The sequence below is a fragment of the Micromonospora sp. NPDC049081 genome, from assembly GCF_040648835.1.
GTDB classification, from domain to species: Bacteria; Actinomycetota; Actinomycetes; order Mycobacteriales; family Micromonosporaceae; genus Micromonospora; species Micromonospora antibiotica.
Genome location: NZ_JBEZEK010000026.1, coordinates 46,329 through 69,142 on the forward strand (window position 1 = coordinate 46,329; position 22,814 = coordinate 69,142).

At 69.3% G+C, this 22,814-nt stretch carries 23 protein-coding genes and 1 tRNA gene; 10 read left to right on the plus strand and 14 right to left on the minus strand.

The window, feature by feature from the left end; translation table 11 throughout:
* The first annotated feature begins 10 nt into the window (after window positions 1-10).
* Together AB0B63_RS27350 and AB0B63_RS27355 are read left to right on the plus strand one after the other, a co-directional pair.
* Window positions 11-1,315: a coproporphyrinogen-III oxidase family protein gene (locus AB0B63_RS27350; RefSeq protein ID WP_208565735.1), complete on the plus strand. Its 1,305-nt coding sequence runs from the start codon at window positions 11-13 to the stop codon at window positions 1,313-1,315.
* A 58-nt stretch (window positions 1,316-1,373) separates the two neighbouring features.
* Window positions 1,374-2,012 (plus strand): LysE family transporter, encoded by a 639-nt coding sequence (locus AB0B63_RS27355; protein ID WP_357023755.1) that lies wholly within the window; start codon window positions 1,374-1,376, stop codon window positions 2,010-2,012.
* 292 nt (window positions 2,013-2,304) lie between these two features.
* Here AB0B63_RS27355 and AB0B63_RS27360 read toward each other — a convergent pair whose 3' ends face one another.
* Window positions 2,305-2,715: a hypothetical protein gene (locus AB0B63_RS27360; protein ID WP_357023758.1), complete on the minus strand. Its 411-nt coding sequence runs from the start codon at window positions 2,713-2,715 to the stop codon at window positions 2,305-2,307.
* Window positions 2,716-3,147: 432 nt separating this feature from the next.
* On the opposite strand from AB0B63_RS27360, the gene AB0B63_RS27365 reads away from it, so the two are divergent.
* Window positions 3,148-3,582 (plus strand): hypothetical protein, encoded by a 435-nt coding sequence (locus AB0B63_RS27365; protein WP_357023761.1) that lies wholly within the window; start codon window positions 3,148-3,150, stop codon window positions 3,580-3,582.
* A 93-nt stretch (window positions 3,583-3,675) separates the two neighbouring features.
* Here AB0B63_RS27365 and AB0B63_RS27370 read toward each other — a convergent pair whose 3' ends face one another.
* The 3 genes from AB0B63_RS27370 to AB0B63_RS27380 all read right to left on the minus strand — a co-directional run bounded on the left by AB0B63_RS27370 (window position 3,676) and on the right by AB0B63_RS27380 (window position 5,421).
* A complete protein-coding gene (locus tag AB0B63_RS27370; RefSeq protein ID WP_357023764.1) occupies window positions 3,676-4,173 on the minus strand; it encodes an NUDIX hydrolase in 498 nt (165 codons plus the stop codon).
* 25 nt (window positions 4,174-4,198) lie between these two features.
* A complete protein-coding gene (locus AB0B63_RS27375; RefSeq protein WP_357023767.1) occupies window positions 4,199-4,843 on the minus strand; it encodes an XRE family transcriptional regulator in 645 nt (214 codons plus the stop codon).
* Between the two features lie 74 nt (window positions 4,844-4,917).
* Complete coding sequence (locus tag AB0B63_RS27380) at window positions 4,918-5,421, minus strand: helix-turn-helix domain-containing protein (RefSeq protein WP_357023770.1); 504 nt, start codon at window positions 5,419-5,421, stop codon at window positions 4,918-4,920.
* A gap of 383 nt (window positions 5,422-5,804) precedes the next feature.
* On the opposite strand from AB0B63_RS27380, the gene AB0B63_RS27385 reads away from it, so the two are divergent.
* From AB0B63_RS27385 to AB0B63_RS27405, 5 genes are read left to right on the plus strand one after another with little or no spacing between them, the layout of a single operon-like run.
* Entirely contained in the window at window positions 5,805-6,065 is a 261-nt protein-coding gene (locus AB0B63_RS27385; RefSeq protein WP_357023773.1) for a hypothetical protein, read from the plus strand.
* A complete protein-coding gene (locus AB0B63_RS27390; RefSeq protein ID WP_357023776.1) occupies window positions 6,058-6,300 on the plus strand; it encodes a hypothetical protein in 243 nt (80 codons plus the stop codon). The genes AB0B63_RS27385 and AB0B63_RS27390 overlap by 8 nt, the downstream gene beginning before the upstream one ends.
* A complete protein-coding gene (locus AB0B63_RS27395) occupies window positions 6,297-6,623 on the plus strand; it encodes a hypothetical protein (RefSeq protein WP_357023779.1) in 327 nt (108 codons plus the stop codon). The genes AB0B63_RS27390 and AB0B63_RS27395 overlap by 4 nt, the downstream gene beginning before the upstream one ends.
* 29 nt (window positions 6,624-6,652) lie before the next feature.
* Complete coding sequence (locus tag AB0B63_RS27400) at window positions 6,653-7,027, plus strand: hypothetical protein (RefSeq protein WP_357023782.1); 375 nt, start codon at window positions 6,653-6,655, stop codon at window positions 7,025-7,027.
* A 46-nt stretch (window positions 7,028-7,073) separates the two neighbouring features.
* Window positions 7,074-7,403 carry a hypothetical protein gene (locus tag AB0B63_RS27405; protein ID WP_357023785.1) on the plus strand — a complete coding sequence of 110 codons (330 nt, stop codon included), beginning with the start codon at window positions 7,074-7,076 and terminating at the stop codon, window positions 7,401-7,403.
* Between the two features lie 159 nt (window positions 7,404-7,562).
* Here AB0B63_RS27405 and AB0B63_RS27410 read toward each other — a convergent pair.
* The 5 genes from AB0B63_RS27410 to AB0B63_RS27430 form a co-directional block, all read right to left on the minus strand.
* Window positions 7,563-7,635, minus strand: a tRNA-Arg gene (locus AB0B63_RS27410).
* A gap of 224 nt (window positions 7,636-7,859) precedes the next feature.
* The gene (locus AB0B63_RS27415) at window positions 7,860-8,951 is read right to left on the minus strand and encodes an IS630 family transposase (RefSeq protein WP_357023788.1); all 1,092 of its coding nucleotides are present in this window, start codon (window positions 8,949-8,951) and stop codon (window positions 7,860-7,862) included.
* A gap of 172 nt (window positions 8,952-9,123) precedes the next feature.
* Entirely contained in the window at window positions 9,124-10,308 is a 1,185-nt protein-coding gene (locus AB0B63_RS27420; protein WP_357023836.1) for a prolyl oligopeptidase family serine peptidase, read from the minus strand.
* A gap of 740 nt (window positions 10,309-11,048) precedes the next feature.
* Window positions 11,049-11,930 carry a PfkB family carbohydrate kinase gene (locus tag AB0B63_RS27425; RefSeq protein ID WP_357023791.1) on the minus strand — a complete coding sequence of 294 codons (882 nt, stop codon included), beginning with the start codon at window positions 11,928-11,930 and terminating at the stop codon, window positions 11,049-11,051.
* Entirely contained in the window at window positions 11,927-13,483 is a 1,557-nt protein-coding gene (locus tag AB0B63_RS27430; protein WP_357023839.1) for a helix-turn-helix transcriptional regulator, read from the minus strand. Before AB0B63_RS27430 ends, AB0B63_RS27425 begins: the two co-directional genes overlap by 4 nt.
* A 550-nt stretch (window positions 13,484-14,033) precedes the next feature.
* On the opposite strand from AB0B63_RS27430, the gene murC reads away from it, so the two are divergent.
* On the plus strand, window positions 14,034-15,479 hold the full coding sequence (gene murC / locus AB0B63_RS27435) for a UDP-N-acetylmuramate--L-alanine ligase (RefSeq protein ID WP_357023794.1): 1,446 nt from the start codon (window positions 14,034-14,036) through the stop codon (window positions 15,477-15,479).
* Window positions 15,480-15,482: 3 nt separating this feature from the next.
* Here murC and murF read toward each other — a convergent pair whose 3' ends face one another.
* Window positions 15,483-16,868 (minus strand): UDP-N-acetylmuramoyl-tripeptide--D-alanyl-D-alanine ligase, encoded by a 1,386-nt coding sequence (murF, locus tag AB0B63_RS27440; protein WP_357023797.1) that lies wholly within the window; start codon window positions 16,866-16,868, stop codon window positions 15,483-15,485.
* Window positions 16,869-17,724: 856 nt separating this feature from the next.
* On the opposite strand from murF, the gene AB0B63_RS27445 reads away from it, so the two are divergent.
* Window positions 17,725-18,567: a hypothetical protein gene (locus tag AB0B63_RS27445; protein WP_357023800.1), complete on the plus strand. Its 843-nt coding sequence runs from the start codon at window positions 17,725-17,727 to the stop codon at window positions 18,565-18,567.
* Between the two features lie 50 nt (window positions 18,568-18,617).
* Here AB0B63_RS27445 and AB0B63_RS27450 read toward each other — a convergent pair whose 3' ends face one another.
* The 4 genes from AB0B63_RS27450 to AB0B63_RS27465 all read right to left on the minus strand — a co-directional run bounded on the left by AB0B63_RS27450 (window position 18,618) and on the right by AB0B63_RS27465 (window position 22,786).
* Window positions 18,618-19,736 carry an XRE family transcriptional regulator gene (locus tag AB0B63_RS27450; protein WP_357023803.1) on the minus strand — a complete coding sequence of 373 codons (1,119 nt, stop codon included), beginning with the start codon at window positions 19,734-19,736 and terminating at the stop codon, window positions 18,618-18,620.
* Window positions 19,733-20,431: a hypothetical protein gene (locus AB0B63_RS27455; RefSeq protein ID WP_357023806.1), complete on the minus strand. Its 699-nt coding sequence runs from the start codon at window positions 20,429-20,431 to the stop codon at window positions 19,733-19,735. Before AB0B63_RS27455 ends, AB0B63_RS27450 begins: the two co-directional genes overlap by 4 nt.
* Window positions 20,432-20,576: 145 nt before the next feature.
* On the minus strand, window positions 20,577-21,272 hold the full coding sequence (locus tag AB0B63_RS27460; protein WP_357023809.1) for a pentapeptide repeat-containing protein: 696 nt from the start codon (window positions 21,270-21,272) through the stop codon (window positions 20,577-20,579).
* 53 nt (window positions 21,273-21,325) lie between these two features.
* The gene (locus tag AB0B63_RS27465; RefSeq protein WP_357023812.1) at window positions 21,326-22,786 is read right to left on the minus strand and encodes a tyrosine-type recombinase/integrase; all 1,461 of its coding nucleotides are present in this window, start codon (window positions 22,784-22,786) and stop codon (window positions 21,326-21,328) included.
* Between the last annotated feature and the right edge of the window lie 28 nt (window positions 22,787-22,814).

Consider the following 22,814-nt stretch of genomic DNA (forward strand, 5'->3'; position numbering starts at 1 on the left):
GGAATCGCAGATGTATCAGCCCGAGGGCCAGATCATCCGCCGCAACATCCACACCTACCCCTTCAAGTACCGCTACGTGGACTACGACGACTACTTCCGGCGGCAGAGCGCGGTGCTCTATCTGCACGTGCCGTTCTGCATCAAGAAGTGCGGGTTCTGCGACTACACCGTCTATGTCAACAAGAACGAGTCACACTTCGCGCGGTATGTCGACGCGCTGGAGAAGGAAATCCGCAACTTCGCCACCAACCGCACCTTTCCCGGATTCTCGATCGACGCCGTGTACTTCGGCGGTGGGACGCCCGGAATCCTGACCGGTGAGCAACTGGTCCGCCTGCTCGACGCGTGCCGGGAAACGTTCGAATTCAACGACGGCTGTGAGATCGCCCTCGAATTCGACCCGTCGACCGTCGACCCGCACAAGGTCGAGACACTGGTGGCCGGCGGATTCAACCGGGTGAACGTGGGGGTGCAGGCGTTCGACGACCGGCTCCTGGAGATCTGCAACCGCTCGCACGACGTGGCGACCGCCGAGAACGCGTACCGCATGGTGGTCGACGGTGGGTTCCGGCACACCAACATCGACCTGATCTTCCCGCTGCCGGACCAGTCCCTCGACGACTGGAAGCGCAGCGTGGACCGGGCCATCGAGCTGGAACCGGCCTGCATCACCGCGTACGGCCTGGAGATCTGGCCCAAGACGGCCTTCCACACCCTGATCGGCTCGGGCAAGATGCAGCTGCCGTCGCCGGCCGAGGAAGCCATGATGTACGAGTACGCCATCGACGCGTTGGAGGCCGCCGGGTTCCGTCGGCGCAGCTCCACCGGGTACTTCCACCCGGACCGGTGCCCCGACCTGTCCCGCTTCCTGGAATATTACTGGCGCACCTGGCCGATGATCGGTTTCGGGGTGTCGTCAAAGAGCGTGATCCATGACCGCCTCTACGTCAACGTCCAGCCCCTCAAGCGGTACTACGAGATGGTGGACGAGGGCAGGATTCCCATTGACTTCGCCACGGTGCTCACCAAGGAGCAGGAGATGCGGCGGGTCATGATCCGTGGCCTGAAGATGTGTGAGGTATCCCAGACGGAGTTCCTGCAGCGCTTCGGCGTACCGATGGAGTCGGTTTTCGGCAGCGAGCTCCAGGAGCTGGTGGACAAGGACTGGCTACGCCTGGAGGGCGACCGATACGAGCTGACCAGGGCAGGTCAACTGTATTCGACCAACGTCTATGAGATGTTCTACACCCGGGAGGACCTGAGCCCGGCGGACGGCGACGAGGTCAGATTCGGGATATCTGAGCTTATGGAATAGCCCATACCTGGTAGTGTCCCGCAGTGTCGTAACGCGCGCACTGACGGGGGACGCTGCGATGTCTGTCATGATGGGATACCTGCTGGCCGGGCTGTTGGCCGGGCTGGCAGTAGCGGTGCCACTGGGCGCCATCGGGCTGCTGGTCATCCGCACCGGTCAGGCCCGGGGCCTACGGGTGGGCCTGGCGGCGGCGCTGGGCGTCGCCACGACCGACCTGGTCTTCGCCGCACTGGCGGTCTCGGTCGGCGGCGGCGTCGCCGCCGCCGTCGGGTCGCTCCTGACACTGATGCGGATCATCGCCGGTGCCGTCCTGGTACTCCTGGGGGCGCGGGAACTGCTCGCCCTGCGTCGGCTGAAAGGATCGACGACCCCTGGTGGGCCGACGGATCGTGGCATGCCGACCACCGGGCTGCGCGCCTACCTGCTCCTCCTGGGCCTCACCGCAGCGAACCCACTGACCATCGGCTACTTCGCCTCGGCGGCGGTGGGCATCGGCGGCACGATGTCCTGGGGTGCCGGCGTGCTCTTCGTAGCCGGCATCTTCGCCGCCTCGGCGGGCTGGCAGGGGCTGCTGGTGGGAGTCGGAGCGGTCTCCCGCAAGCTCATGACGCCGAGGGCCGGGCAGGTCCTCACGGCAGTGTCCGGCACCCTCATGATCGTTCTGGGCATCTACGCCGCGAGCGACCCATACCTCTGATCCGCCCGCGACAACACGGACCGCTCAACGGCCCGCAACACCGCCGTCGTCGACGCCGTCATGACCCGCATCGCGGCCATGACGGCGTCGACGGAGTTCGGGCAGCAGGTTCACCGTGGGCGGCGATCCGACAGGGGTTGTCCCGCAGCCGGTCGAAGTTCATCGACGATCGGTACTTTGCCCGCTGGACCTCAGCTGGTCCCCCGGCAGGATTCGAACCTGCGACACACGGTTTAGGAAGGCGACTGCGGTGGGTTGGTGAGCGTGTCCTTGACCTGGACGTCCGTGTCGGTCATCTGCCGGACGCGTCAAGATCATTGCACGTACTCTGCATGGCCCCCGGTCCGGCGTCTTCGACTGCTGCGTCCGCCCGACGAGGTACATCCGAGTCCGTGAGCCAGCGGTGGTCGTAGCCAAAATGATCCCAGTGAGAACGCATCCATCGTTGCTTCCGGACAGAGGAGGTACGCCACAGGTACCTCAAGTTGTCGCCCAGCAGATGCCGTCGCTCCGGGGCGACACAGCCGGGTAGCCCATGGCAGAGGTCGGCAAGTTCGTTGATCTGCTCACGCCGCTTCAGCAAGGTCTCCAGCGACTCGTCGTCCACCGGAGCCGTGTAGAAGCGGATCTCCAGGAAGGCCAAGTGCAGGAGCTGCAAGACTGCCTGCTCTGTAACTACCTGCGGCGGCTCGACGATCGTCACTGGACGATTCTCTCCCGGGCCGCTGACGAGTCGACACGCGTGCAGTCGTCTTTCGGCAACCGCAGTTTGGAAGATCGTTCTCGGCTGTCGTGATCTGCCCGGATCGCCTGGTCAGCGGCCGGGTCGTAGTGCCCGATCATGACCGCTGAGGACCGTCTGGAACACCGGCTACTGGCACGTGGCTGGCACGGCTGCGCGGAGGGTGCGCGGCTGTCCGGGGAGCGTGCGGCTTACCGCCCCCGGCCTCTCGGGCCGGGGGCGGCTTGCCGTGTCGCCGGCTCCCCGCGCGCCTGGACCCCGGTACCCAGTGGCAAGCCGCGAAGCGGCGCGGCAGCCAATCGCCCCCACCCGCAGCGGCGGTGAGCGCCCACGCGATCGTCCGGCCTCTGGTGTCCGCCCTCCGCGTACTCACGCATGGCAAGATCTACTCTTATGCAAGAGAGAGCATGGTTCAAGGATCGCCAGCTTGTTCCCGGTGAAACGCTCTTCTCGTCAACCCGCAGCTTCGCGCTCTGGGCCTACACGGTCAGCCACAGCCAGCTGCTGTTTCGCACCCGCACAGGCGGCAACCTGCCCCGGTTAGACCTTCTGTTCAAGCCGGTCAAAGCGATCAAGGTCCGCGACGACTACGACGGTCTCGTCATCCGGGTGGCTACCGTCGAGGAGGAGAAGCGGATCCTCTCTGAGACCGGCAGCATGGGTAGTGGTCGGGTGCTAATGCTGCTGACCGGGGCATCGATGGACTACGTCGTTACTGGGTCCTTCGGCTGGCAGGAAGACCATGGCTCGGACCGAGACCCGAGTGGCCTTGCCTTCTTTCCACCGGGTTCCGACCCGGCGCGGATTCTGCCTCCTGAGAGTGCGTAGATCGAAGCTGCCCGTCGTGTCGGCCGATGCCGGCCGGAGGCCGCCAGCAGGCCGAGCACGGCGGGTGGGCCGCGCTTGCGCGGCCCTTGATCCCTACTGAGATCGTTTCGGCAACGTGGTGCCCGGCGGTGTAGTGCCGTGCTCCGCATAGGTGGTGTTGCTGCCGTCGCGCGCTGCGATTGCTGTACGGAGCCTGCGGGCCAGTCGCGGCGGCCCGTGCCGGTCCAGGTCCTCCGGTGGCACGTAACGCCACTCGGTGAGTTCTCCGTCGACGAAGCGGATGGCCTGTTCCTGCTTCGTGGTGAGAGATCCGGCGTCGAAGATGAAGAGGAGCTTGTCTCCTTCGCCCTCGGCGGGTGCCCAGTCGACGACGAGCATGGGGCCGACGGCGGTGGTGAGGCCGAGTTCTTCCCTGATCTCCCGTACGCACGCGGCTCGGGGTGACTCGCCGGGTTCGACGTAGCCGCCGGGGATGTCCCAGTGGTCCTTGTAGCTGGGGCGCACGAGGAGCACACGGCCCTCAGCATCAAAGAAGAGGGCGCCTGCGGCGACGCGTGGGGTTGCCACGGGTGGCATCTCGTTGGTCGTCACCTGGGCAGCGTAGACGGGGTTGCGGTCAGTCGAGCACCTTGAGGCGCTGGGCCAGTCCGACCAGTTCGGCGGTGGGCTTGCCGCGTTGTCGGCGTATCCAGGTGAGGGCGAGTTGGCGGCTGAGGAAGTGGTGGCGGACCTGTTCGGGTGCCATCTGTTCGGCGTCGAGCAGGGCGGCTTGGGCGTCGTCGAGGCGGTTCCAGGAGCTGTAGGCGCGGGCGACTTCGAGGGCGTGCCGTACCCGGCGTTCCATGGGTAGGCCGGTGGTGTCGACGCGCGGGCCGAGGTCGATGGCGACTTGCAGGTCGCCCAGTTCGGCGGCGGTGGCGACGCGGTGGATGGCGACGTTGGTCGGGCCAAACGCGGTCCAGAGGTGGTTGGCGTAGGCTCCGAGTTGGCTCGCGGCGCGGTCGGCGGCGGCGAGGAAGGTGCGGGTGGTGGCTGGGTCGTTGGCGCGGGCGGCGGCCATGGAGCCGGACAGGAACAGGGTGCCGTAGACGGAGAGCAGTTCCGGTGTGGCCTGCGTGAGGTGAGGCTCCAGGTAGCCGGCGGCGTCCTCGGTGAGGCGGACGGCTTCGGCGTACCGGCCGGTGGCGTGCAGGGCGTGACCGACGGACCGGAACAGACTGCCGGTGATGAGCGGGTCGCCGGTGGGGCGAACAGCGGCCAAACCCCGGTCGGCGGCGATCCACGCGAGGTCGCTCTCTCCGAGCTTGGTCAGCTGGGTCGCGGCGAGCTGGTACGTCAGACCGAGGAGTCGGCGGGCCTGGTCCTGGTCGTCGCCGTGGTGGTGGTCGGCGGCGGATTGGGCGCGGTGGAGCAGGTCAGGTAGGCGGCCGGTGACGTACCCGAAGCGGGAGTCCTGGTAGGCGTCCCAGAGTGCGCCGACCTCCTTCTTGAGTGCGGCGACGCTCGGGGTTCCTGGTCCGGGCCGTTGGTGAAGGGGCCGAGAGCGCGGTAGTTCATCAGGGCGGCGCGGAGTGCGGGGACGGTGGCGGTGCCGCTGTCGCTGGTCCAGTCGAGCAGGGCGGGTTCGCCGAGCAGGTCACCGAGGGGCACGTCCAGGACTTCGGCGAGGGACTTGATGACGGAGAGCCGGTCCAGCTCGATCCGGTTGTTCTCGACCTTGCCCAACCAGTCGGCGGTACGGCCGATGAGTCCGGCCAGGACTTCCTGGGACAGGCCGCGTCGGTAGCGGTACCAGGCGACGCGTTCGCCGATGGTCAGGTTGTTCGTTCTCCCGCGCATCGGTCCACTGTCTCCCCTCATCATGCCGCGACCCCGGAAGGATTTTCCGGGTCGGTGGGCGGTTCGTGCCACAACCTGTCTGCATGACGGGGCTGAGCGCATCGACCAACTGCCAATCCTGCTCGGGCGTGGGCTGGAAGTACACCCTTGCCCGCACCGCCATCCGGGGCACGGCGCGCGGGACTGAGCGGACGCGTTCCCTGGCCCGGCGGTCCTGCCTGGACTGCGCGGGTTCCGGTCGTATGGCGTCGTGCTGAGGCTGGCCCGGGGTGGGTGCTGGTGTGGGGCGACGACCCGAACGCCGTCCCGTGAATGGCCCGCCCACCCCGGTGCCTCGCACACCGTCCCCGCATCGGCCGGGTGTGCCCGCACCGGGTGACCTGGTGTTGATCGACCACCGGGCGTCGGTGCAGTTCGCCGGCGAACGGGCGTTGTGGCTGCGGGTGACATCGGTGGACGACAGACCGACGTATGACGGGTGGGTGTGGCTCACCGGCTACTCGATCAACCGGACCACCGGCGAGGCATTGGCGCGACGTGAGGTCTTCGTGCAGATCGCCGGCCTTCAACTTCTGCCACGAACGACAGCAAGCACGCCGCCGCGCAGGAACGCGGGGCCGGTCAGGAGGGGACGCGGTGTTTGACATTCGGGTACGGCTCGGTGCGGTGTTGGAGATCAGTGCGGCGGAACGACTGATGCCGTCGGACGGACCGGTCACGTTGTGGGTGACCGGGGTACGGCTGGTGGCCCACCGCCCACCCCACGACGAGTGGATCTGGGTGGAAGGGCTCAGGCTCGGCCGGACCGGTCGGCGAGGCCAACAGGCACAGATCCTGATCCGCGCGAGCAAGCTCCTGCCGGAGAACGCGCCCCGGTGAGCACCTACCTGTCCGGTGCGGCGCGTGATCGGCTTCGGGAGGCTCGGTACGTCGTGGTGAACATCCGCCAGGCGCGGGAACTGCTGATCGGGGTGACGTATGTCGGCCAGCGGGGGAAGAACGGCCGGCGTGGTGAGCGCCTGGTCGCCTTCTACGCCTGCCTGTACTTCGCGGCGCTGCGGCCGAGTGAGGCACTTGGCCTGCGGGAGCGGGACTGCCGCCTTCCGGCAACGGGCCGGGGACTGCTGACGGTGGAGAAGTCACGGCCGCCGGCGGGGAGGCGGTACACCGACAGCGGCGAGGTCCACGATGACCGGGGGTAAAGCACCGGGGCGAGACGGAGGCGCGGGAGGTGCCGATCCCGCCGGAATTGGTAGCGATCCTGCGGGCGCACGTCGACCGGTTCGGCGTGGGCGTCGACGGGCGGCTGTTCCGCAGTGACCGGGGCAACGTGGTGGCGTCGTCGACGTACTCACGGGTCTGGGAAGAGGCGCGGCGGGTGAGCCTTCCGCCGGACCGGGTCGCCTCTCCCCTGGCCGGTCGCCCGTACGACCTGCGGCACGCTGGGGTGTCGCTCTGGCTCAACGCCGGGCTGCCGGCACCCAAGGTGGCGCAGCGGGCCGGCCACTCGGTGGACGTGCTGCTCAAGGTGTACGCCAAGTGCCTCGACGGGGACCGTAGCCGGATGAACGAGCGGATCGAGGCAGTGCTTGCGCCGCATGTCTAGACCGAGCACGATCCGGTGCCATCGGCTCTCGAAATACTCTCAAGCGGTGATGGACAACTTGACGATCAAGCTCAGCCAGGACCAGGCACTCGTACTGTCAGATTGGTTGGACAGCGTCATAGGTACAACGCCGTTCGATGCCATTGCGGATGGGGACGCTGCCGTTTGGTCCCCGCTGTACGCCCTGAGTGGTGCGCTGAGGACCTCACTCGCCGAGGTCTTCAGCCCCGACTACGCGGAGCGGTTGAACGCTGCCCGCGCCCGTCTGCTCGGCAGTCTGGGAGAGCACTTCGTCGAGGAGCGCCGACTCATGCAGCGCGAGCGGTCGGCAAGCCACGGCGAAGCGGGCCGCCCGAGCGCCGGGGACAATCTGTGACCTGCGGATACGTGGACCCCCAGGTCGCCAAGATCATTGCACGTACTCTGCACGGACGGCTACAAACGGCGGCTCAGGGTGGCATCCGGCTGCACAGGATGATCAATCGATGCGGGAACGTATCCGCTGCTCAAGTGGCGTTTCTGCTGATCTTCGAGGTGCCCCCGGCAGGATTCGAACCTGCGACACACGGTTTAGGAAACCGATGCTCTATCCCCTGAGCTACGAGGGCGCGAGCGCCTAGTCTAGCGACCTGCGGGTTCACCTGGGGTGGCAGGGAGTGGCCTACGTTGACCCGCAGCACCCGGACCCCCGTTCGCCCAGCCCAGGACCACAGCCCGAGCACACGAACCCCCGTTTGCGACCACGAGCGGCTGCGGTGACCCGCGTCGGCACCGGGTGACCCGGGTTGGCATCCGCTGGCGAGCACACGTCGCGCACATCATCGAAGATCAACTAGTGTCCTGCGCCTGAAATTCGGCTACAAAATCGGGCGAGTGATTCGAGGATCTCCTCGGCGGTCTTGGTCCAGATGAACGGGCGTGGGTGGGTGTTCCAGTCGGCGATCCAGGCGCGGATGTCGGCTTCCAGTGCCTGGACGCTCTTGTGGGCGCCGCGGCGGATCTTCTGGTCGGTGAGGAGGCCGAACCAGCGTTCGACCTGGTTGATCCAGGAGGATCCGGTCGGTGTGAAGTGCATGTGGAAGCGGGGATGCCGGGCGAGCCAGGCCCGGATCGCCGGGGTCTTGTGCGTGCCGTAGTTGTCGCAGACCAAGTGCACGTCCAGGCCGGCGGGTACCTGCTTGTCGATGGCGATCAGGAACTGTTTGAACTCGGTGGCCCGGTGCTGGCGGTGCAGTTCGCTGATCACGGTGCCGTCAGCGATGTTGAAGGCGGCGAACAGGCTGGTGATGCCGTTGCGGTGGTAGTCGTGTGTGCGTCGTTCGGGCATGCCCGGCATCATCGGCAGGACTGGCTGGGACCGGTCGAGTGCCTGGATCTGGGATTTCTCGTCGACGCACAGCACGACCGCCCGTTCGGGCGGGTGGTGGTAGAGGCCGACGACGTCGACGACCTTCTCGATGAACTGCGGGTCGGTCGACAACTTGAAGGTATCCGCCCGGTGTGGCTTGAGGCCGAAGTCGCGCCAGATCCGGCCGATCGTCGATTTCGACAGTCCGGACTTCTCTGCCATCGACGCTCGTGACCAGTGGGTGGCGTCACGCGGGGTCTGCTCCAAGGTGTCGACCACGACCTGTTCCACCTGGTCAAGAGTGATCGATGGGGGCCGGCCCGGCCGTTGTTCGTCGATCATGCCGTTCAGGCGTTCGGCCAGGAACCGGCGCCGCCACTTGCCCACGGTGGACAGATGCACCGCCAGTTTCGCCGCCACCTCAACGTTGGACAGCCCGTCGGCGCAGGCCAGGACGATCTTCGCCCGCATCGCCAGGACCTGCGACGACTTCGCCCGTCGGGCCCATCGCAGCAACGTCGCCCGTTCCTCGTCCGACAGCGTCAACGGTGCAGTGGGGCGTCCGGTCCTCGGCATCCCACGACGCTACACCTAGTTATAAGGCGAATTTCAGGCGCAGGACACTAGTGCCTCGCCTCCATACCCACTGCGGCAGTCGCCACGGAAGGAGCACGGAGCGCTCGCCCAGAACCTCGACCGGCACCCCGCCACATCCCGGCCGCGTACATGGCACTCGCGTCTCCACCGGCTACCGCTGGCCGCTGCGCAACCCCTGTTGATCTTTGGCGGCATCCGCCACCACCGCGCGGTAGTGGGCCAGTTCTGCCTCCAACGCCGCGCCCGCTCGACGGGACGACGCCACGTAGTGGCCGACATCAGGAAGAAGTAACACCCTGGGCGCCATGCCGAGAGACGTCAGCTCCTCGGCGAGTTCCCGCACATCATCGGCTTCGGCCACCTCGTCGGCGGTGCCGTGGATGAGCAGCACCGACCGTTGGATCTCGGCGGCACGGACCGCACCGGCGCCCCCGCGTAGCCGCATGGCGTGCGCCCGCTGGAACCGGGGCACCGTCCGCGCCCACCGGTCAGGATCCACGATCGCCGACACGGCGGTGGCGGCGGCGAACGGGCCGTCCTGTGCCACCGCGTGCAGAGCGGTGTATCCACCGGCGCTGGCGCCGCGGATGAACACCTGCCCCGGCAACGCCCGCCCTGTAGATAGCAGGTGAACGGCCACAGCAGTGCAGTCGTCGACGTCGTCCAGGCCCCACCGTCCGTAGAGCGACTCCCGGAACGCCCGGCCGTACCCGGTGCTACCCAGGTAATCGACATCAACGACGGCGAACCCACGACTGGTGAAGAACTGCGCCTGCCAGTCCAGGCGCAGCAGACACGAGGCGGTAGGCCCGGGATGCGCGCGAACGATCACCGGTGCGAGCCAGTCCGCAGTCGAGTTCGTCGGCGCGTACACCAGGGCAATGACCTCCCGACCACCGGCCGCCCGTACGCGGAGCTCCGTCGGCGTGGATACCCGCACGCCGTCGAGCGCGGCATGCTCCGGGCTGGCGAGAACCTCCACCTGAGGGGGATCGATATCAGCCAGGTCCACGAGTGCGACCTGCGGGGCTGCGGTCGGCGACGAACCGATCAACGCCACCGTCGTCCCTCGGAGAGCGAGGTACGGCTTGATCGACGTGTACGGCAGGTCGACCGGACGGACAGTGCCGTCGGGTTCGATGACGACAAGGCGGTGTCGCGGCCCCTCCTGCACAACCATGACGATCCGACCGTCGTCGAGGAAGCCGTACGACGCGTAGCCCAACTCCCAGGGCTCCGCAGCGCATTCACCCGCGATCGGTGCCACCGCCTCCACCGTGAGGCCGTCCCACCGGTAGAGGTTCCACCAACCACTGCGGTCCGACACGAAGTACAACGCTCCGTCGGGTCCCCATCGCGGCTCCACCGCCGATTCCTCCGGACCACCGGCCAGCTTCACGGGATTCTCGACCTCACCGTGCGGCGAATAGGCGGCGGTCCACACCTCGCAGGCATCCCACGGCATGTCGTGCTCGCTCCAGGCGGTCCAAGCCAACCGACCCGGGCCTGGCCGAGGCGCGCCGAGAAACGCCGGGGACGAGACCAGAGTCCGCATCCGCGGAGCGCCGGTGAGGGGCACCGCCACGAGCTGGTCACCCTGCTCCGACTCCCGCACGGCCAGCAACTCGCCGTCACCGATCGTCAGATCACCGAAGCACCCGTGACCGACCAATTCGAGTTCGTCGTCATCCCGGCGCCTCCGGTAAAGGCGATCTCCGCCGACGCACCACAACGTTCCCTCGGCGACAACGAACGATCCGCCCCCGTACGCGTGCACTCCGCTGCCGACATCGAAGTTCTTCGGACTGACGTCACGCTTGCCATCGCTTGCCCGCCAGCCCGTCACCGTCGTCCCCTGCTCCGCGTCGGGGCGGGTCTCCAGCCAATACACGCCGTCGTCACCGGCACGTAGCTGGTCGTAGCTCACCGAGGCGCGGACGGCGTCGTCGACCGACACTTCATCGGTTATGCCCGCCACCCTCACGTGTCCTCCTCGAACAACTCCCAGCAGGCCGGACTGCAGCCGGCTCGCCAAACGGTCGGGGCATCGGCGAGGCCGGCGGCTGGTCTTGGCCCTCAGTCGCCACCTACCACTGCCGTCGCAGCGTTGACCGCGTCGGTGATGGCTTGCCCCAGCGGAGTGTTCTGGGTGAGTCGGGCGGTGAGGGTGCCGAGGAAGTGGTCGCCTGCGCCGGTGGTGTCAATGGCGTGGACATGTGGTGCGGGGACCAGCCGGGCGTGTTCGGCGGTGCTGTAGGCGGCACCGCGAGCTCCTGCGGTAACCACGGCCGCCCGTGGTCCCAGCCCACGAAGCTCCTGAGCCGCGATCGTCGGATCGGCGTGGTGCCGGCCGAGGATCGCTGCGGCCTCGTGTTCGTTGCAGACGAAGAGGTCGAGGGCGGCGAGCACGGCTGACCCGAGCATGGCGTGCGGTACGAGGTTGCCGATGAGTGTCTCGGCCCGGTGGTGCTGGATAACGGCGTCGACGGCGTCGGGTGGAAGGTCGAGCTGGGTAAGCACGGTGGGTGCGTGCAGCCGCCGTAGCGCGTCGCGCACCTGGTCGGCGGTGAGTTCTGTCGCGGGAGACAGTGCGAGGACGATGTGGTTCTCGGCGTCGGGGGTGACTTCCACGATCGCCACGCCGGTCGGTGCCGACGGTATGAGCTGGAAGTACGACACGTCGACGCCCGCGTCGGTGAGGGCGCGTCGCAGGAAGGTGCCCCATTCGTCGGTGCCGGCGTTGGCGACCAGGGTGGTCCGGGCACCTGCGCCGGCAGCGGCCCTGGCTTGGTTGAGGCTCTTGCCGCCGGCTGTGGTGGCGGCGGGTGCCGAGGCGAATGTCGTGCGTCCGGGCTGTGGTCGTCGGGGGATCCGGACGGTGATGTCGATGTTGGCGCGGCCGACGACGATCACCTGCTGTGGCGGTGGGGACGTCTCGTCGGGCTGGTGGTCGGTCATCCGGTGGCGGCGACCCGGTCGAGGAGTTCCCGGACCTGCTGGTGCTGGGAGAAGGGCTTGAGCTGCCGGGTCAGGGCGAGGATGTCGCGGCGGACGCGTGCTGAACCGGTCGTGGTGGCCAGGGTCAGCGCTTCGTCGGCGGTGGTCGCGGCCTGCTCCGGTTCAGCGGCGGCCAGGTAGGCGTGTGCTGTCCGGGAGAGGTACATGCCGCGTTCCCGCCGGTAGCGGTCAGGCCAGTGGTTGACGGCGGTGGTGAAGCTGGTGATGGCCCGGTGCGGTTGGTTCAGGCGGAGCCATCCCTCGCCCTCCTGGGCGGCCAGGTACGGCGGTGTGCAGAAGGACCCGAGTGCGTGCTCGTCGTCGGTGGCCGGGTCGGTCGCGACGAGCGTTAGGGCGCGCTCCATCGCGGTCTGGAAGCCGGTGGCGTCGTTGTCGAGGGTACTGCCGTGTGCTTCCTGTACGGCGGCGAAGGCGTGGACGAGCGGAGGCGCGTCGGGGTGGCGGCAGGCGGCGCGGGCCAGTCCGACGACGCGGTCGTCGTCACCGGTGCCGACCATGCGTTGCGCCCTGCGTGCCAGCACGTAGGAGCTGAATTCCCGGTCGTCGGCCTCTTGGGCCATGCCGGACGCGCGGTCGAGCCAGCGGTCGCCGGCTGCCCGGTCGCCGAGGTCGTCGCTGAGCCAGCCGCCGAACTCGCTCCAGCGGGCCTCGGTGCTCAGAAGCCGGTCGCGAAGCTGCCCCCGGGCCTGTCGACGGAGGGCGGCGATCTGCGTGATCTGTTGCTCGACGGTCGCCAGGATGGTGCGTCCGCCCAGCTTGTCGTCGGCCTGCACCAGGAGGGCGCGGAGTTCGGCGAAGTGGTCCACGACAGCGGGGTCGACGGCTGTCGGGCGGGACGCTCCCACAGGGCCGGCAGCCTTCAAGGCGGTGAGACCGGCGACGAGTTCCAGCAGTGTCCGCCGGGTCACCCGGAACGACATCGCCTGCCCGTCGGACATAACCTCAAGGGTAGCCGTGGCGACGCCGTCACGGTGCTCCTCGTCAGGTGTGAGGGCGATGTCGGCAACGGCCGACAGCGGTGCCGCAGTGCCGGGCATGGTGTCCGCGATCCCGTGGACACCATCGCTTGGCGTTGCAGGGTGAGCGCGAGAGCGCGCCGCAGTGCCGACAGCGACCGCTGGCTGCCACGAACTCGACAGTGGAGGGTCGTCATCGTGGGGTACCGGTGTCAGGGAAGCTGCGATCCGGGCCATCCGCGCCTGTTCACGGGCCAAGGTGCTCTGGGCTCGGTACCGTGCCCGCAGCTCAGCGACCTTCCGGTGCTGCGCGATGAGTGCGCCGTCTGCCGAGAGCGCCTGATCGGCGAGCTGCCAGAAGCTGGCGGGTGACTGACTCCGGCCGATCTCGAGGTTGGCGACGGTGCTTCGGGAGTAGCGGATTCGCGCGGCCAGGCTGGCCTGTGTCAGCCCTGCGGCTGCCCGCCACGCGGTCAACTGCGCGCCGAGCGCCTTCTGGGACTCGGTCACCTGCTCCGGCGTAATCAGCATCCACATCACCGACCAGTTGTGTGATCAGAATTGTCATTCGCAATGTCGGCAGTTTGTCAGAGCTGGCCGACACTCCCGCCGACCGGGTGTTCTGATCCTGCCACAGCGGATCGAGAGAAGCCACTGGCGGCACCGCGAATGGGTTGCTGTCCGATAACGAGCCCAGTGTGTTGTCCCAGCCGGCGCCATCAGTTCGATCGGCGTCGTCAAGCGCTCGAAGTGGAGCTTTTCGAATGCCAGAACCGGGAGGACTGAATGCTCTGAATCGTGGCTGGCGGTGCCGGCACATATCGCTCTCAGGCTCGCAAGCAGCCAGTCGTCTGCTCACCTCGCGCGCCGTCGTCGCCGATATCGGGGTGCACAGGTAGCCGGAGCGCCCGTCACCACCGGGCCAATCGGCGACACACGGACAGAACCCGCTCGGCCGAGTTGGTGGCCCGGGGCCGACCCCGGCCGTGCCGCAAGGAAGACCCCTCTCACGGAAGGAGCGGACAGCCCAGCCCAACAGGTACGTGGCACCAGCCCGACACGCTTTCGCAGAAGGAGAAACGGCACCATGACCGACACGATCACCGGCAACCCGACGATCGAGGCCTACACCGGCGAGGTGGATCTGTCCCGTGCCCACTTCGTGGGTATCGGCGGCAGCGCCATGTCCGGCCTGGCCCGCCTCCTGGCCGCGCTGGGACACGAGGTGAGCGGCAGCGACGTGAACGACTCGACCAACCTGGCAGGACTGCGCAGCGTCGGCGTGCGGGTGCACGTCGGACACGACGCCGGGCACATCGCCGGGGCGAGCTGCGTCGTCTACACCACCGTGGCCCGCAACGCTCCGGAGATCGACGCCGCCCGCGCCGCAGGTATCCCGGTGGTGCACCGGGCACAGGTGCTCGATGCCCTCGCGGCGAACCGCCGGCTCATCGCGGTGTCCGGATCGCACGGCAAGTCGACCACGACGGCCATCGTGGCCCATCTCCTGCGCACCCTGGGCGGGGATCCCACGTTCCTGATCGGGGCCGACCTGACGGGCCCGGGTTCCGGTGCCCACCTGGGCCGGTCACCGCTGCTGGTGGCCGAGGCCGACGAGTCCGACCGGTCGTTCCACTTCCTCACCCCGTCGATCGCCGTGATCACCAACGTCACCGACGACCACCCGGAGAACTTCGTCGACCACGCCGCGCTCCTGCGCGCCTACGTCGGCTTCGGTAACCGGATCGCGCCCACCGGTTTCCTCGTCGTCAACGCCGACTGTGTCGGTGCCACCGTCGCCGCCGACGTCATCCAGAGTGAGCGGCCTGACGTGACGGTGCTGCGGTACGGCCGGGACCGCTCCGCCGACGTGCGCCTGACCGACACCCGGGTCCACGGGTGGTCCGGCGTGGCCACAGTGCGGATGCCCGACGGCGGTGAGGTCACGTTGTCCCTGCCGACCCCGGCACCACACCACCTACACAACGCGGCAGCCGCCATGGCGTGCGCGACCGCGCTCGGCCTGGACCCCGTCCGCGCGGCCGCGGCGGCGGGCTCCTTCCCGGGGGTACGTCGGCGCTTCGAGCACGTCGACACCCGTGCCGGGGTCACGGTGGTCGACTCGTACGCCGATCACCCGCACGAGATCGCCGCCGATCTCGACGCCGCCCGCGCCCTGGCCGGTGGGCGGGTGATCGTGGTGTTCCAGCCGTCCGGTCACGCCCGGGTGCTGGCGTTCGGCGCGCGGATCGGCCAAGTCCTGGCCGGCAAGGCCGACCATGTCCTGCTGCTCGACGTGCACGGCACCGTCCCACCGGGCCACTCGCGGGCGGACGTCTCGTCCATCGCCGCCCGGCTGCCGAAGGGTCGCTACCGCATGTCCGCCGGCCCGGATCAGGTGGGCCGGCTCGTGGGCGGGCTGGCGAGGCCGGGTGACGTGCTGCTGACGATGGGCACCGGGGACGTGACCGGCTACCAGCGGGTGATCATGGACAGCCTCGGCAGCCGGTCCGAGGTGCTGCTGTCCGCCTGACCCTCACGCCGTGACAGCGCCGGGCTCCTCGACAAGCTTGTCGGCAAGCGTCAGGAGCCCGGCGCTGTTGGCGGCCTTGACCAGTACGACATCGCCCGGACGTAGCCCGTCACGCAGCAACTGCCACGCCGCCGCCACGTCGGCCGCCCGGTCGACCACCGTCGCGCCGCCGTCGGCGCCGGCGGCGTAGTGGGCGGCGTCCGCCCCACCGATCGCGACCAGCCAACCCGCGCCGACCTCGACGACCTGCCGGCCGATCTCCCGGTGCACCTGGGCGGCGTGTTCGCCCAGTTCGGCCATCTCACCGAGCACCGCGACCGCCCGCCGGTCCCCACCGGTCATCGTCCGCAGGGCCCGTAGTGCCGCCCGCATGGCATCCGGTGCCGCGTTGTAGGCGTCGTTGATGATCGTCACCCCGTCCGGGCGGGTGGTGACCTGCATCCGTCCCGGTGACACCGCCTCGGCCCGCGACAGCACCTCGGCCACCGCCCCGATCGGGTGCCCGAGGCCCAGGGCGACGGTGGCGGCGGCCAGCGCGTTGGACGCCTGGTGCAGCCCGTACAGGCGCAACCGCACCCGCGCGGCCTGCCCCTCGTGGACGAGCCGGAACGCCGCGCGGCCCAGCTCGTCGACCGTCACGTCTTCGGCCCGTACGTCAGCCGGCCCGTCGATGCCGTAGGTGAGGACCCTTGCCCGGGTGCGGGTGGCCATGGCGGCCACGAGTGGATCGTCGCCGTTGAGCACCGCCAACCCGCCCTCGCCGGGCAGTGCCTCCACGATCTCGCCCTTGGCGAGCGCGATGTTCTCCACCGACCCGAACTCGCCCAGGTGCGCGTGTCCGACCCGCGTCACGACGCTGACCGACGGCGGGGCGAGCCGGGTCAGGTAGGCCACGTGCCCGACCCCCCGGGCGCCCATCTCCAGCACCAGGTAGCGGGTGTCGGCGGTGGCGCGGGTGACCGTGTACGGCAGGCCGAGCTCGTTGTTGTTGGAAGCCCGGTTCGCGACCGTCTCCCCGAATGCCGACAACACCTGCGCCAGGATGTCCTTGGTCGACGTCTTCCCCACCGACCCGGTCACGCCGATCACCGTCGTGTCCGGCAGGCGGTCGACGACCGTGCGGGCCAGCCGGCCGTACGCGGTGGGCACGTCGTCGACGACGACAGCGGGGACACCGACCGGCCGGGACGCCAGGACCGCCACCGCGCCCGCCTCCACCGCCTGCGCGGCGTAGTCATGGCCGTCGACCCGCTCACCGGGCAGCGCGACGAACATCCCACCCGGCTCGATCCGCCGGCTGTCGAACACCACCGGCGCCGTGACCGTCACCTCGTCAGACCCGTCCCGCACCGTCCCGCCCACGGCGGCGGCGATCTCTCCCAGAGTCATCGCAAGCACACCGACGAACCTACCGCCCGAGGATATGGACCAGCCGCAGATCCGGACACAGGCCACCGACCGCAACCCGCACCCGAAACACCAGGTCCGGACGTTGGCACCGCTTCTCGCCATGCGCGGACCGACGACGTAGGGAGTTTGTCGGAGTTCGACTCCGACAAACTCCGACAGCGCACCTCTTGACTGGCATTGGTGTGGTCGTGCCGCAGTTCGGACTGGCAGTATGCCGCCAGCCTGGCCCACCGGCGACGATGAACGTGGCGGCGGGAACCCGGCTTGGTGCGCAACAAGGTCATCGGGCCGGTCGGCCTGATGATGGGCGTACGCGAGGTATAGGGCCAGGGCCCCTGTGGCGTCGACGACCTCGTCGGGAAGCTCCGCCGCAGCCCGACGAATGTCGCTCCCGTCCGAGGACCGAGCGGCATTGAGGACTCGCTGTCAGGCGGTGGCGTCGACCGGGTCGCGCACCGGCTCGTTCCTGGGATCGTCAGCCGTGACCGCCGGACATGCCCGGCACAGTGCTGACCAGGGCTGTCAGTGCTGCACACACCCCCTGACAGGCCCTCCGTGCCGTCCCCACCCGGTCCAGACACCCTCCCGATCGGGAGGGAACCTCTTCCTGCCCAGGAGGAACCTCACGGAACTCCGTGTTTCCGCCCCTCGGCTCGCCCATCGAGCCAAGACGCCGAGACCGCTGATGTGGGGACCCACGCGTCGAGCCGGGAATCCGGTCCACCCTCTGCACGGCGTTCTCATCGATCCGGTCGGCCGGTTCGGCCGCCTGCATCAGGTGGGGCGGTCGGATCTCGCTCGACGGGCTGCCCGAGCGGTCGGGAGACTGGCGATCGTGAGAGCCGAGATGGTGTTCCCGGACGGCGCGTGGCAGGAGGTCAGGTTCGGCCTGTTCGAGCCGACCCTCGACTACAGCGGCAGCGCATGGGATCGGGACGTCCTCGACCCATGGGTTGCCGCCCACTCGTCGATCCTGACGGCGTTGCGGCAGGTCGGCGAGCCGAGGATGGCCGCCGTCGCGTTGGCGCACGGGGACCTGTGGACGTTGTACGCGGTGAGCAGGGTGATGGAGTTGCTGATCCTGCCCAGCCAGCCGCCCGCCACCGATCCCGGCGATCCTGCGGACTGGCTTCCGGCTTCGGCGTACCCGCGGTTCGTCGCGGCGATCGGCGGCACTGTCCCAGCCAGGGAAGGGTTCCATCCGTTCCTGCACGAGATCGTCGAGGTCAAGCCGGCAGAGGATCCGCAGGCGCCGCCGGTGCTGGCCGGGCAGTGGTGGCCGAGTTGTCTCATCGGGTCGCTGCTGCTCATGCGTGGCGGTGTGAGCGTCCGGGCCGGTACCGACCACCTGGATCCCGTACTCGCCTCGACCTCGACGTTGTACTGGGCGTGGCGGCGGCGGTACCGGCAGGTGGCCGACCTGTCGCACGGCTGGGGCAGCAATTCGCAGTGGCGCACGGGATTCCGCCGTGACTACCGGCTGGCCGACCGGCTCGTCTACAACGCGGACGCGGCGCTGGACCCGGCACCTCCGCATCCCGGCGGCCCGGACCCGAGCACGGACGCCGACCTGCTGCGGTACCGGTACAGCACCCTGGTCGACCACGGCGACGACCAGTGGGTCTGGGACAGCCACCACGTCGAACCGACAGCACCCACCGTCACACCGCCTGAGTAGGCGATGCACCCCGAGCGGGGATCGCCCTGGCCAAAGGGCCCCGGCTCAGGTCAGGGGCCGGTCGGGGTGAGTCGTAGTTCGGGGAGGTGTTCGGTGGCGGCGTCGATCACGGTGCGGGCGAGGGTTGCCGGTAGGCCGGCCTGCGCGGCGAGGTCCTCGACGGTCGTGTGCTGCTGGTCGAGGAGGTCGACTGCCTTGCCGAGGAGGGAGGGTTGTTCGCGGGGGCCGAGGTCGCCGGGTTCGGGGTGGCCCCACTGGGCGAGCAGGCTCATCCCGCGCCGGTAGGTGTGGTCCCGGTAGACGCCGAGGTCGTGTCCCCGGTAGACGAGGGCTTTCAGGCTGATCCCCCAGCGGCGTTTCAGCTCGTGCAGCCGGTCGAAGTCCAGCCGGGCGGGAAGCTCACCGGCGAGGGTGGTGCTGGGGGCGAGGAACTCGGAGGCGAAGGCGGTGGCCTCCCGCTCCAGGAGTTGGCTGCCCGGCTCGGCGTCGTGGTGCAGCAGCAGGTGGCCGAGTTCGTGGGCGGCGTCCATCCGGGAGCGGGCCTTGTCGTTCTTGGCCGGGTTGAGGAAGACGAACGGCCGCTGGCCGTACCAGTGTGAGAACGCGTCGACCCGTTCGGAGGCGTCCGGTAGGGACAACACGATCACCCCGTGGGCTTCCAGCAGCCGCACCATGTGCGGCACCGGCCCGTCGTCGAGCCCGAACTCCGCACGTGCCGCCGCGGCGACCGTGCGGACGTCCTCGGCCCGCGCCGGTTCCGGCCAGTCGAGCTGCGGCAGCCGCAACTGCGGCAGCCGCAGCTGCCGGCCCACGGCTTCGACGACCCGCCAGGCGACCTCACCGAACGCCTCCGCCTGGTCCCGCTCCGCCTGGCTGGTGGCCCGCAGGCTACGGAAGTGTGCCCGCCCCGGCGACGCCGGAGCCGGGACACCGGCGGCGAAGAACTCCACAGGCATCGCCAACGCCAACGCCAACCGGGCCAGCACCGCCGCCGACGGGCGGGCCTGCCCCAGCTCGTACTGGCTGACCGCCGCCGCCGTCACCCCGACCTGCCGGGCCAACTCGTTCTTCCGCATCCGCCGCCACCTGCGCGCCAACCCCAGCGCGTGCGGCTCGAACCCCGCCACGGCCGCGGTGACCGGCACCGGCGGGCGAACCCCGCCCGTCACGCCCGTCGGCCGGCGACACCGAGGGTACGTCCGGCGCCGCCGGCGGGCCGCAGCGTCCCGAGCGGCAGCTCCGGCACGGGCAGCTCGTCGTGGCGCTGCACCGGCACCCCGACCGGGTCACCGACGATCGGCAGCGGCGTCCCCACCGTGACGGCGTCACCGAACCAGAGCGTCACCTCGAACCACGGCGACCCGCCCTCACGGTTGTCGCGGGGCAACCCGAGGTACGCCGTCGCCTCACCCGTGGCGATGTCACCGGTGTGCGCGACCCGCAGGTGCCGCTTCGGGGGCACCACCCCGGCGAAGACCTCCGGGAACTGCTCGGCGTCGTCGAAGGCCAACTGTCCGTCGCGGCTGTTCTCCACCGCCCCGCCGAGGCGGGCCTCGCTGCCCTCCCACCGGATCGACTCGATCCCACCCTGCAACGAGTACAACCGCACCACGTACCCGGCGCAGAGGATCTCCAGGGAGTTGTCCTCCACCCGCACCCGTACCCCGTCGACCCCGTCGAAGGACGCCTTGCCCAGGTTCGTCAGGTTCCGCCACACCGTGGTGCCGAAACTCATCGCGTCGTCGCCGAGCTCCGGCTCGTGCCGATCCGCGGCCCGCCGGTACACCTGCCGGATCAACCCGCCCAGCGGCTCCAGCACGCCCCGCTCGTCCAGCACCGCCACCGCGTCATCCAGCAACCCCATGCCGCAGAATCTAGTCCATACCGCAGTTGATGTTGCGGAAATCAAGCAGCCGACACGCCCGATGTCGAACTCGGCGCTGCCGGGCGCGGCCTCATCGGATGCCGCGCCCGGCAGCCCTCCCGACGCGGCTTCGGGTACGACAGGCCTACTCCTCGTCGGGGTCCTCGATCCGGACGCCGAGCGCCCCGGCGAGGGCGTAGGACAGGGCAATGAGGTCCTGGTGGGCGAGGATCGCGCCGGTCATGCTGGTCACGCCGCCGATCCCGGCGAGGTCGCAGCGGGCGAAACGGGTGCCGTCCATGCTCGCCTGGGAGAACTGTGCGCCGGTCAGGTCGCAGTCGGTGAAGCGGGCGCCGCGCAGGTCCGCGTGCTGGAAGTCGGCCCGGGTCAGGTTGCAGCCCTCGAACGCCACGTTCGCGAAGGTGGTGAACCGCCACGACGACAGGTCCAGTCGGCAGTCCGAGACCGTGACGTCCCGCAGCGCCCCGTTGACCCACTGCAGGCCCGTCATCCGCGCCGTCGACAGCCCTACCCGGAGCATCGACGACCTGTCCGTCCGCAGGTTCGCCAGGTTCGTACCCTCGAACACGCAGTCGGTGAACCGCGCCGCCTCCAGCCGGGTACCGCTGAGGTCGGTGCGGGTGAGGCGGCACCGGGTGAACTCGGCCCCGTCCGCCGACCGCCCGGACAGGTCGAGGTCGCCCAGGCCCAGCCGCTCGAACGTCGCCTCGTCCCCGATGGTCAGATCCCCGGCGGAGGCCAGGTCCGGCGACGCCGGCAGTTTCGGTGCCGCCGGAGCCCGCCACCGGGCGGCACCACGAGCGGACGAACGGGCGACCATGCCGCGCACGCTAGCCCAACAGGTGCAGACCGCCGACGGCGGCACGCGGGCGGTCAGGCGGTTCTGGGCCGGTTCCGGCGGATCTTCTCCGCGACGGCGTCGGCGGCGTCGTGGTGCATCTCCCTGGTGACGCTCTGGTACGTGTCGCGGGTGAGGGTGGTGGTGGAGTGGCCGAGCTGTTCGGAGACGACCTTGATGTCCACCCCGGCGGCCAGGGCGATGGTGGCCGCGCTGTGCCGCAGGTCGTGCAGACGGGTCGGCGGTAGCCCGGCCTGGCGAACGAGCCTACGGAACCGCTGGGTGACCCCGCTGGGATGCCACGGCCGACCGTCGGGGCGGACGAAGAACAGGCCCGTGTCGGGCCACGACTCACCGGCGGCCAGGCGCCACTGGGCGCGGCGGGCCCGGTAGGCGGCGAGAACCCTGACCGTCTCGGCGTCGAGGGCGAGGTCCCGGTTACCCGCCCTGCTCTTGGGCTTCTTCCGCACCGCGGTGTAGCCGTGGGTGGCGATCTGCTGGTTGATCGTCAGCTCACGCCTGTCGAGGCGGACCTCGGCGTCGAGCAGCCCACAGGCCTCGCCACGCCGAGGACCACGGTAGGCCATGAGGTGCCACATCGGGTACAGGTCGGGCGCGTGCACCCGGGCATGATCGAGGAACGCGACGATCTGCTCGTCGGTCCACACCATGACCGGCCCGGGAACCTGACCGGTGGCCCTCCACCGCTCCACGCGTTCGGCCTCCCACACGACCGGCACCGGCCGGTCACCGGGAACCTTGACCAGCGCGGCCGGGTTGGAACCGACGATCACCTCCTCGGCGAGAGCGTCATTGATCGCCTTACGCAGGCAGGCGCGGATACGCTGCCGGGTCGACGCGCCCGTGGTCCGGACACCAACGACCGACGCGCGCACGTCAGGATCGCCGCTGGCCCTCGCCGCACGGATCTCCTGGTTGCGGCGTTCGATCGCGGCGAACATGGCCCTGATGTGGCCGGTACGCAGCCGGTCCAGCGGAACCTCCCCGAGATGCGGAATCAGGTGCACCCGGACGAGCGACTCGTAACCACACGCGGTGTTGTCATCGACGGTCAGGTGGGTGAGCCACTCGGTGAGGTACTCGCCGACGGTCACCATGTCAGCCAGCGAACCGTCACCGCGCAGCCGTTGCCGGATCCGGTCCACCTCGGGCAGCGGCCGGCCCGACCGCACACAGTTCTGCAACAGGTCGGCGATCTCGGTACGACGGCCCCGGTCCCGGACCGCGAGGGCGAGCAGGGCCCGCGCGTGGTCCAACTCGGCGGCGGCGTCACGGCGGGTCGACAGCCCGGACCGGCGCAACTGCCGACGCCGACCGTCACTGGTCGGCGGCAGTTCCAGCTGGTAGGTCCAGTGACCGTGCTCGAAACTCCAGGACCGGTTGGGGCGACGCAGCTTCGGGCACTCATTGCCCAGCGGCCTGCCGGTATCGGGATGGCGGCAGCCGCAGCGTTTGAAGATGCTCCCATCTGGCATAGCTCGTGGTGCTCCTCGGGTTCGTGGT

What these genes read in the sequence shown, in the direction of transcription:
- AB0B63_RS27380 (WP_357023770.1), bottom strand. Translation starts at nt 5,421, where the DNA reads ATGCGCGGGAGAACGAACAACCTGACCATCGGCGAACGCGTCGCCTGG.
- murF (WP_357023797.1), bottom strand. Translation starts at nt 16,868, where the DNA reads ATGACTCTGGGAGAGATCGCCGCCGCCGTGGGCGGGACGGTGCGGGAC.
- murC (WP_357023794.1), top strand. Translation starts at nt 14,034, where the DNA reads ATGACCGACACGATCACCGGCAACCCGACGATCGAGGCCTACACCGGC.
- AB0B63_RS27460 (WP_357023809.1), bottom strand. Translation starts at nt 21,272, where the DNA reads ATGGTCGCCCGTTCGTCCGCTCGTGGTGCCGCCCGGTGGCGGGCTCCG.
- AB0B63_RS27365 (WP_357023761.1), top strand. Translation starts at nt 3,148, where the DNA reads ATGCAAGAGAGAGCATGGTTCAAGGATCGCCAGCTTGTTCCCGGTGAA.
- AB0B63_RS27455 (WP_357023806.1), bottom strand. Translation starts at nt 20,431, where the DNA reads ATGGGGTTGCTGGATGACGCGGTGGCGGTGCTGGACGAGCGGGGCGTG.
- AB0B63_RS27355 (WP_357023755.1), top strand. Translation starts at nt 1,374, where the DNA reads ATGTCTGTCATGATGGGATACCTGCTGGCCGGGCTGTTGGCCGGGCTG.
- AB0B63_RS27430 (WP_357023839.1), bottom strand. Translation starts at nt 13,483, where the DNA reads ATGTGGATGCTGATTACGCCGGAGCAGGTGACCGAGTCCCAGAAGGCG.
- AB0B63_RS27425 (WP_357023791.1), bottom strand. Translation starts at nt 11,930, where the DNA reads ATGACCGACCACCAGCCCGACGAGACGTCCCCACCGCCACAGCAGGTG.
- AB0B63_RS27350 (WP_208565735.1), top strand. Translation starts at nt 11, where the DNA reads ATGTATCAGCCCGAGGGCCAGATCATCCGCCGCAACATCCACACCTAC.
- AB0B63_RS27465 (WP_357023812.1), bottom strand. Translation starts at nt 22,786, where the DNA reads ATGCCAGATGGGAGCATCTTCAAACGCTGCGGCTGCCGCCATCCCGAT.
- AB0B63_RS27415 (WP_357023788.1), bottom strand. Translation starts at nt 8,951, where the DNA reads ATGCCGAGGACCGGACGCCCCACTGCACCGTTGACGCTGTCGGACGAG.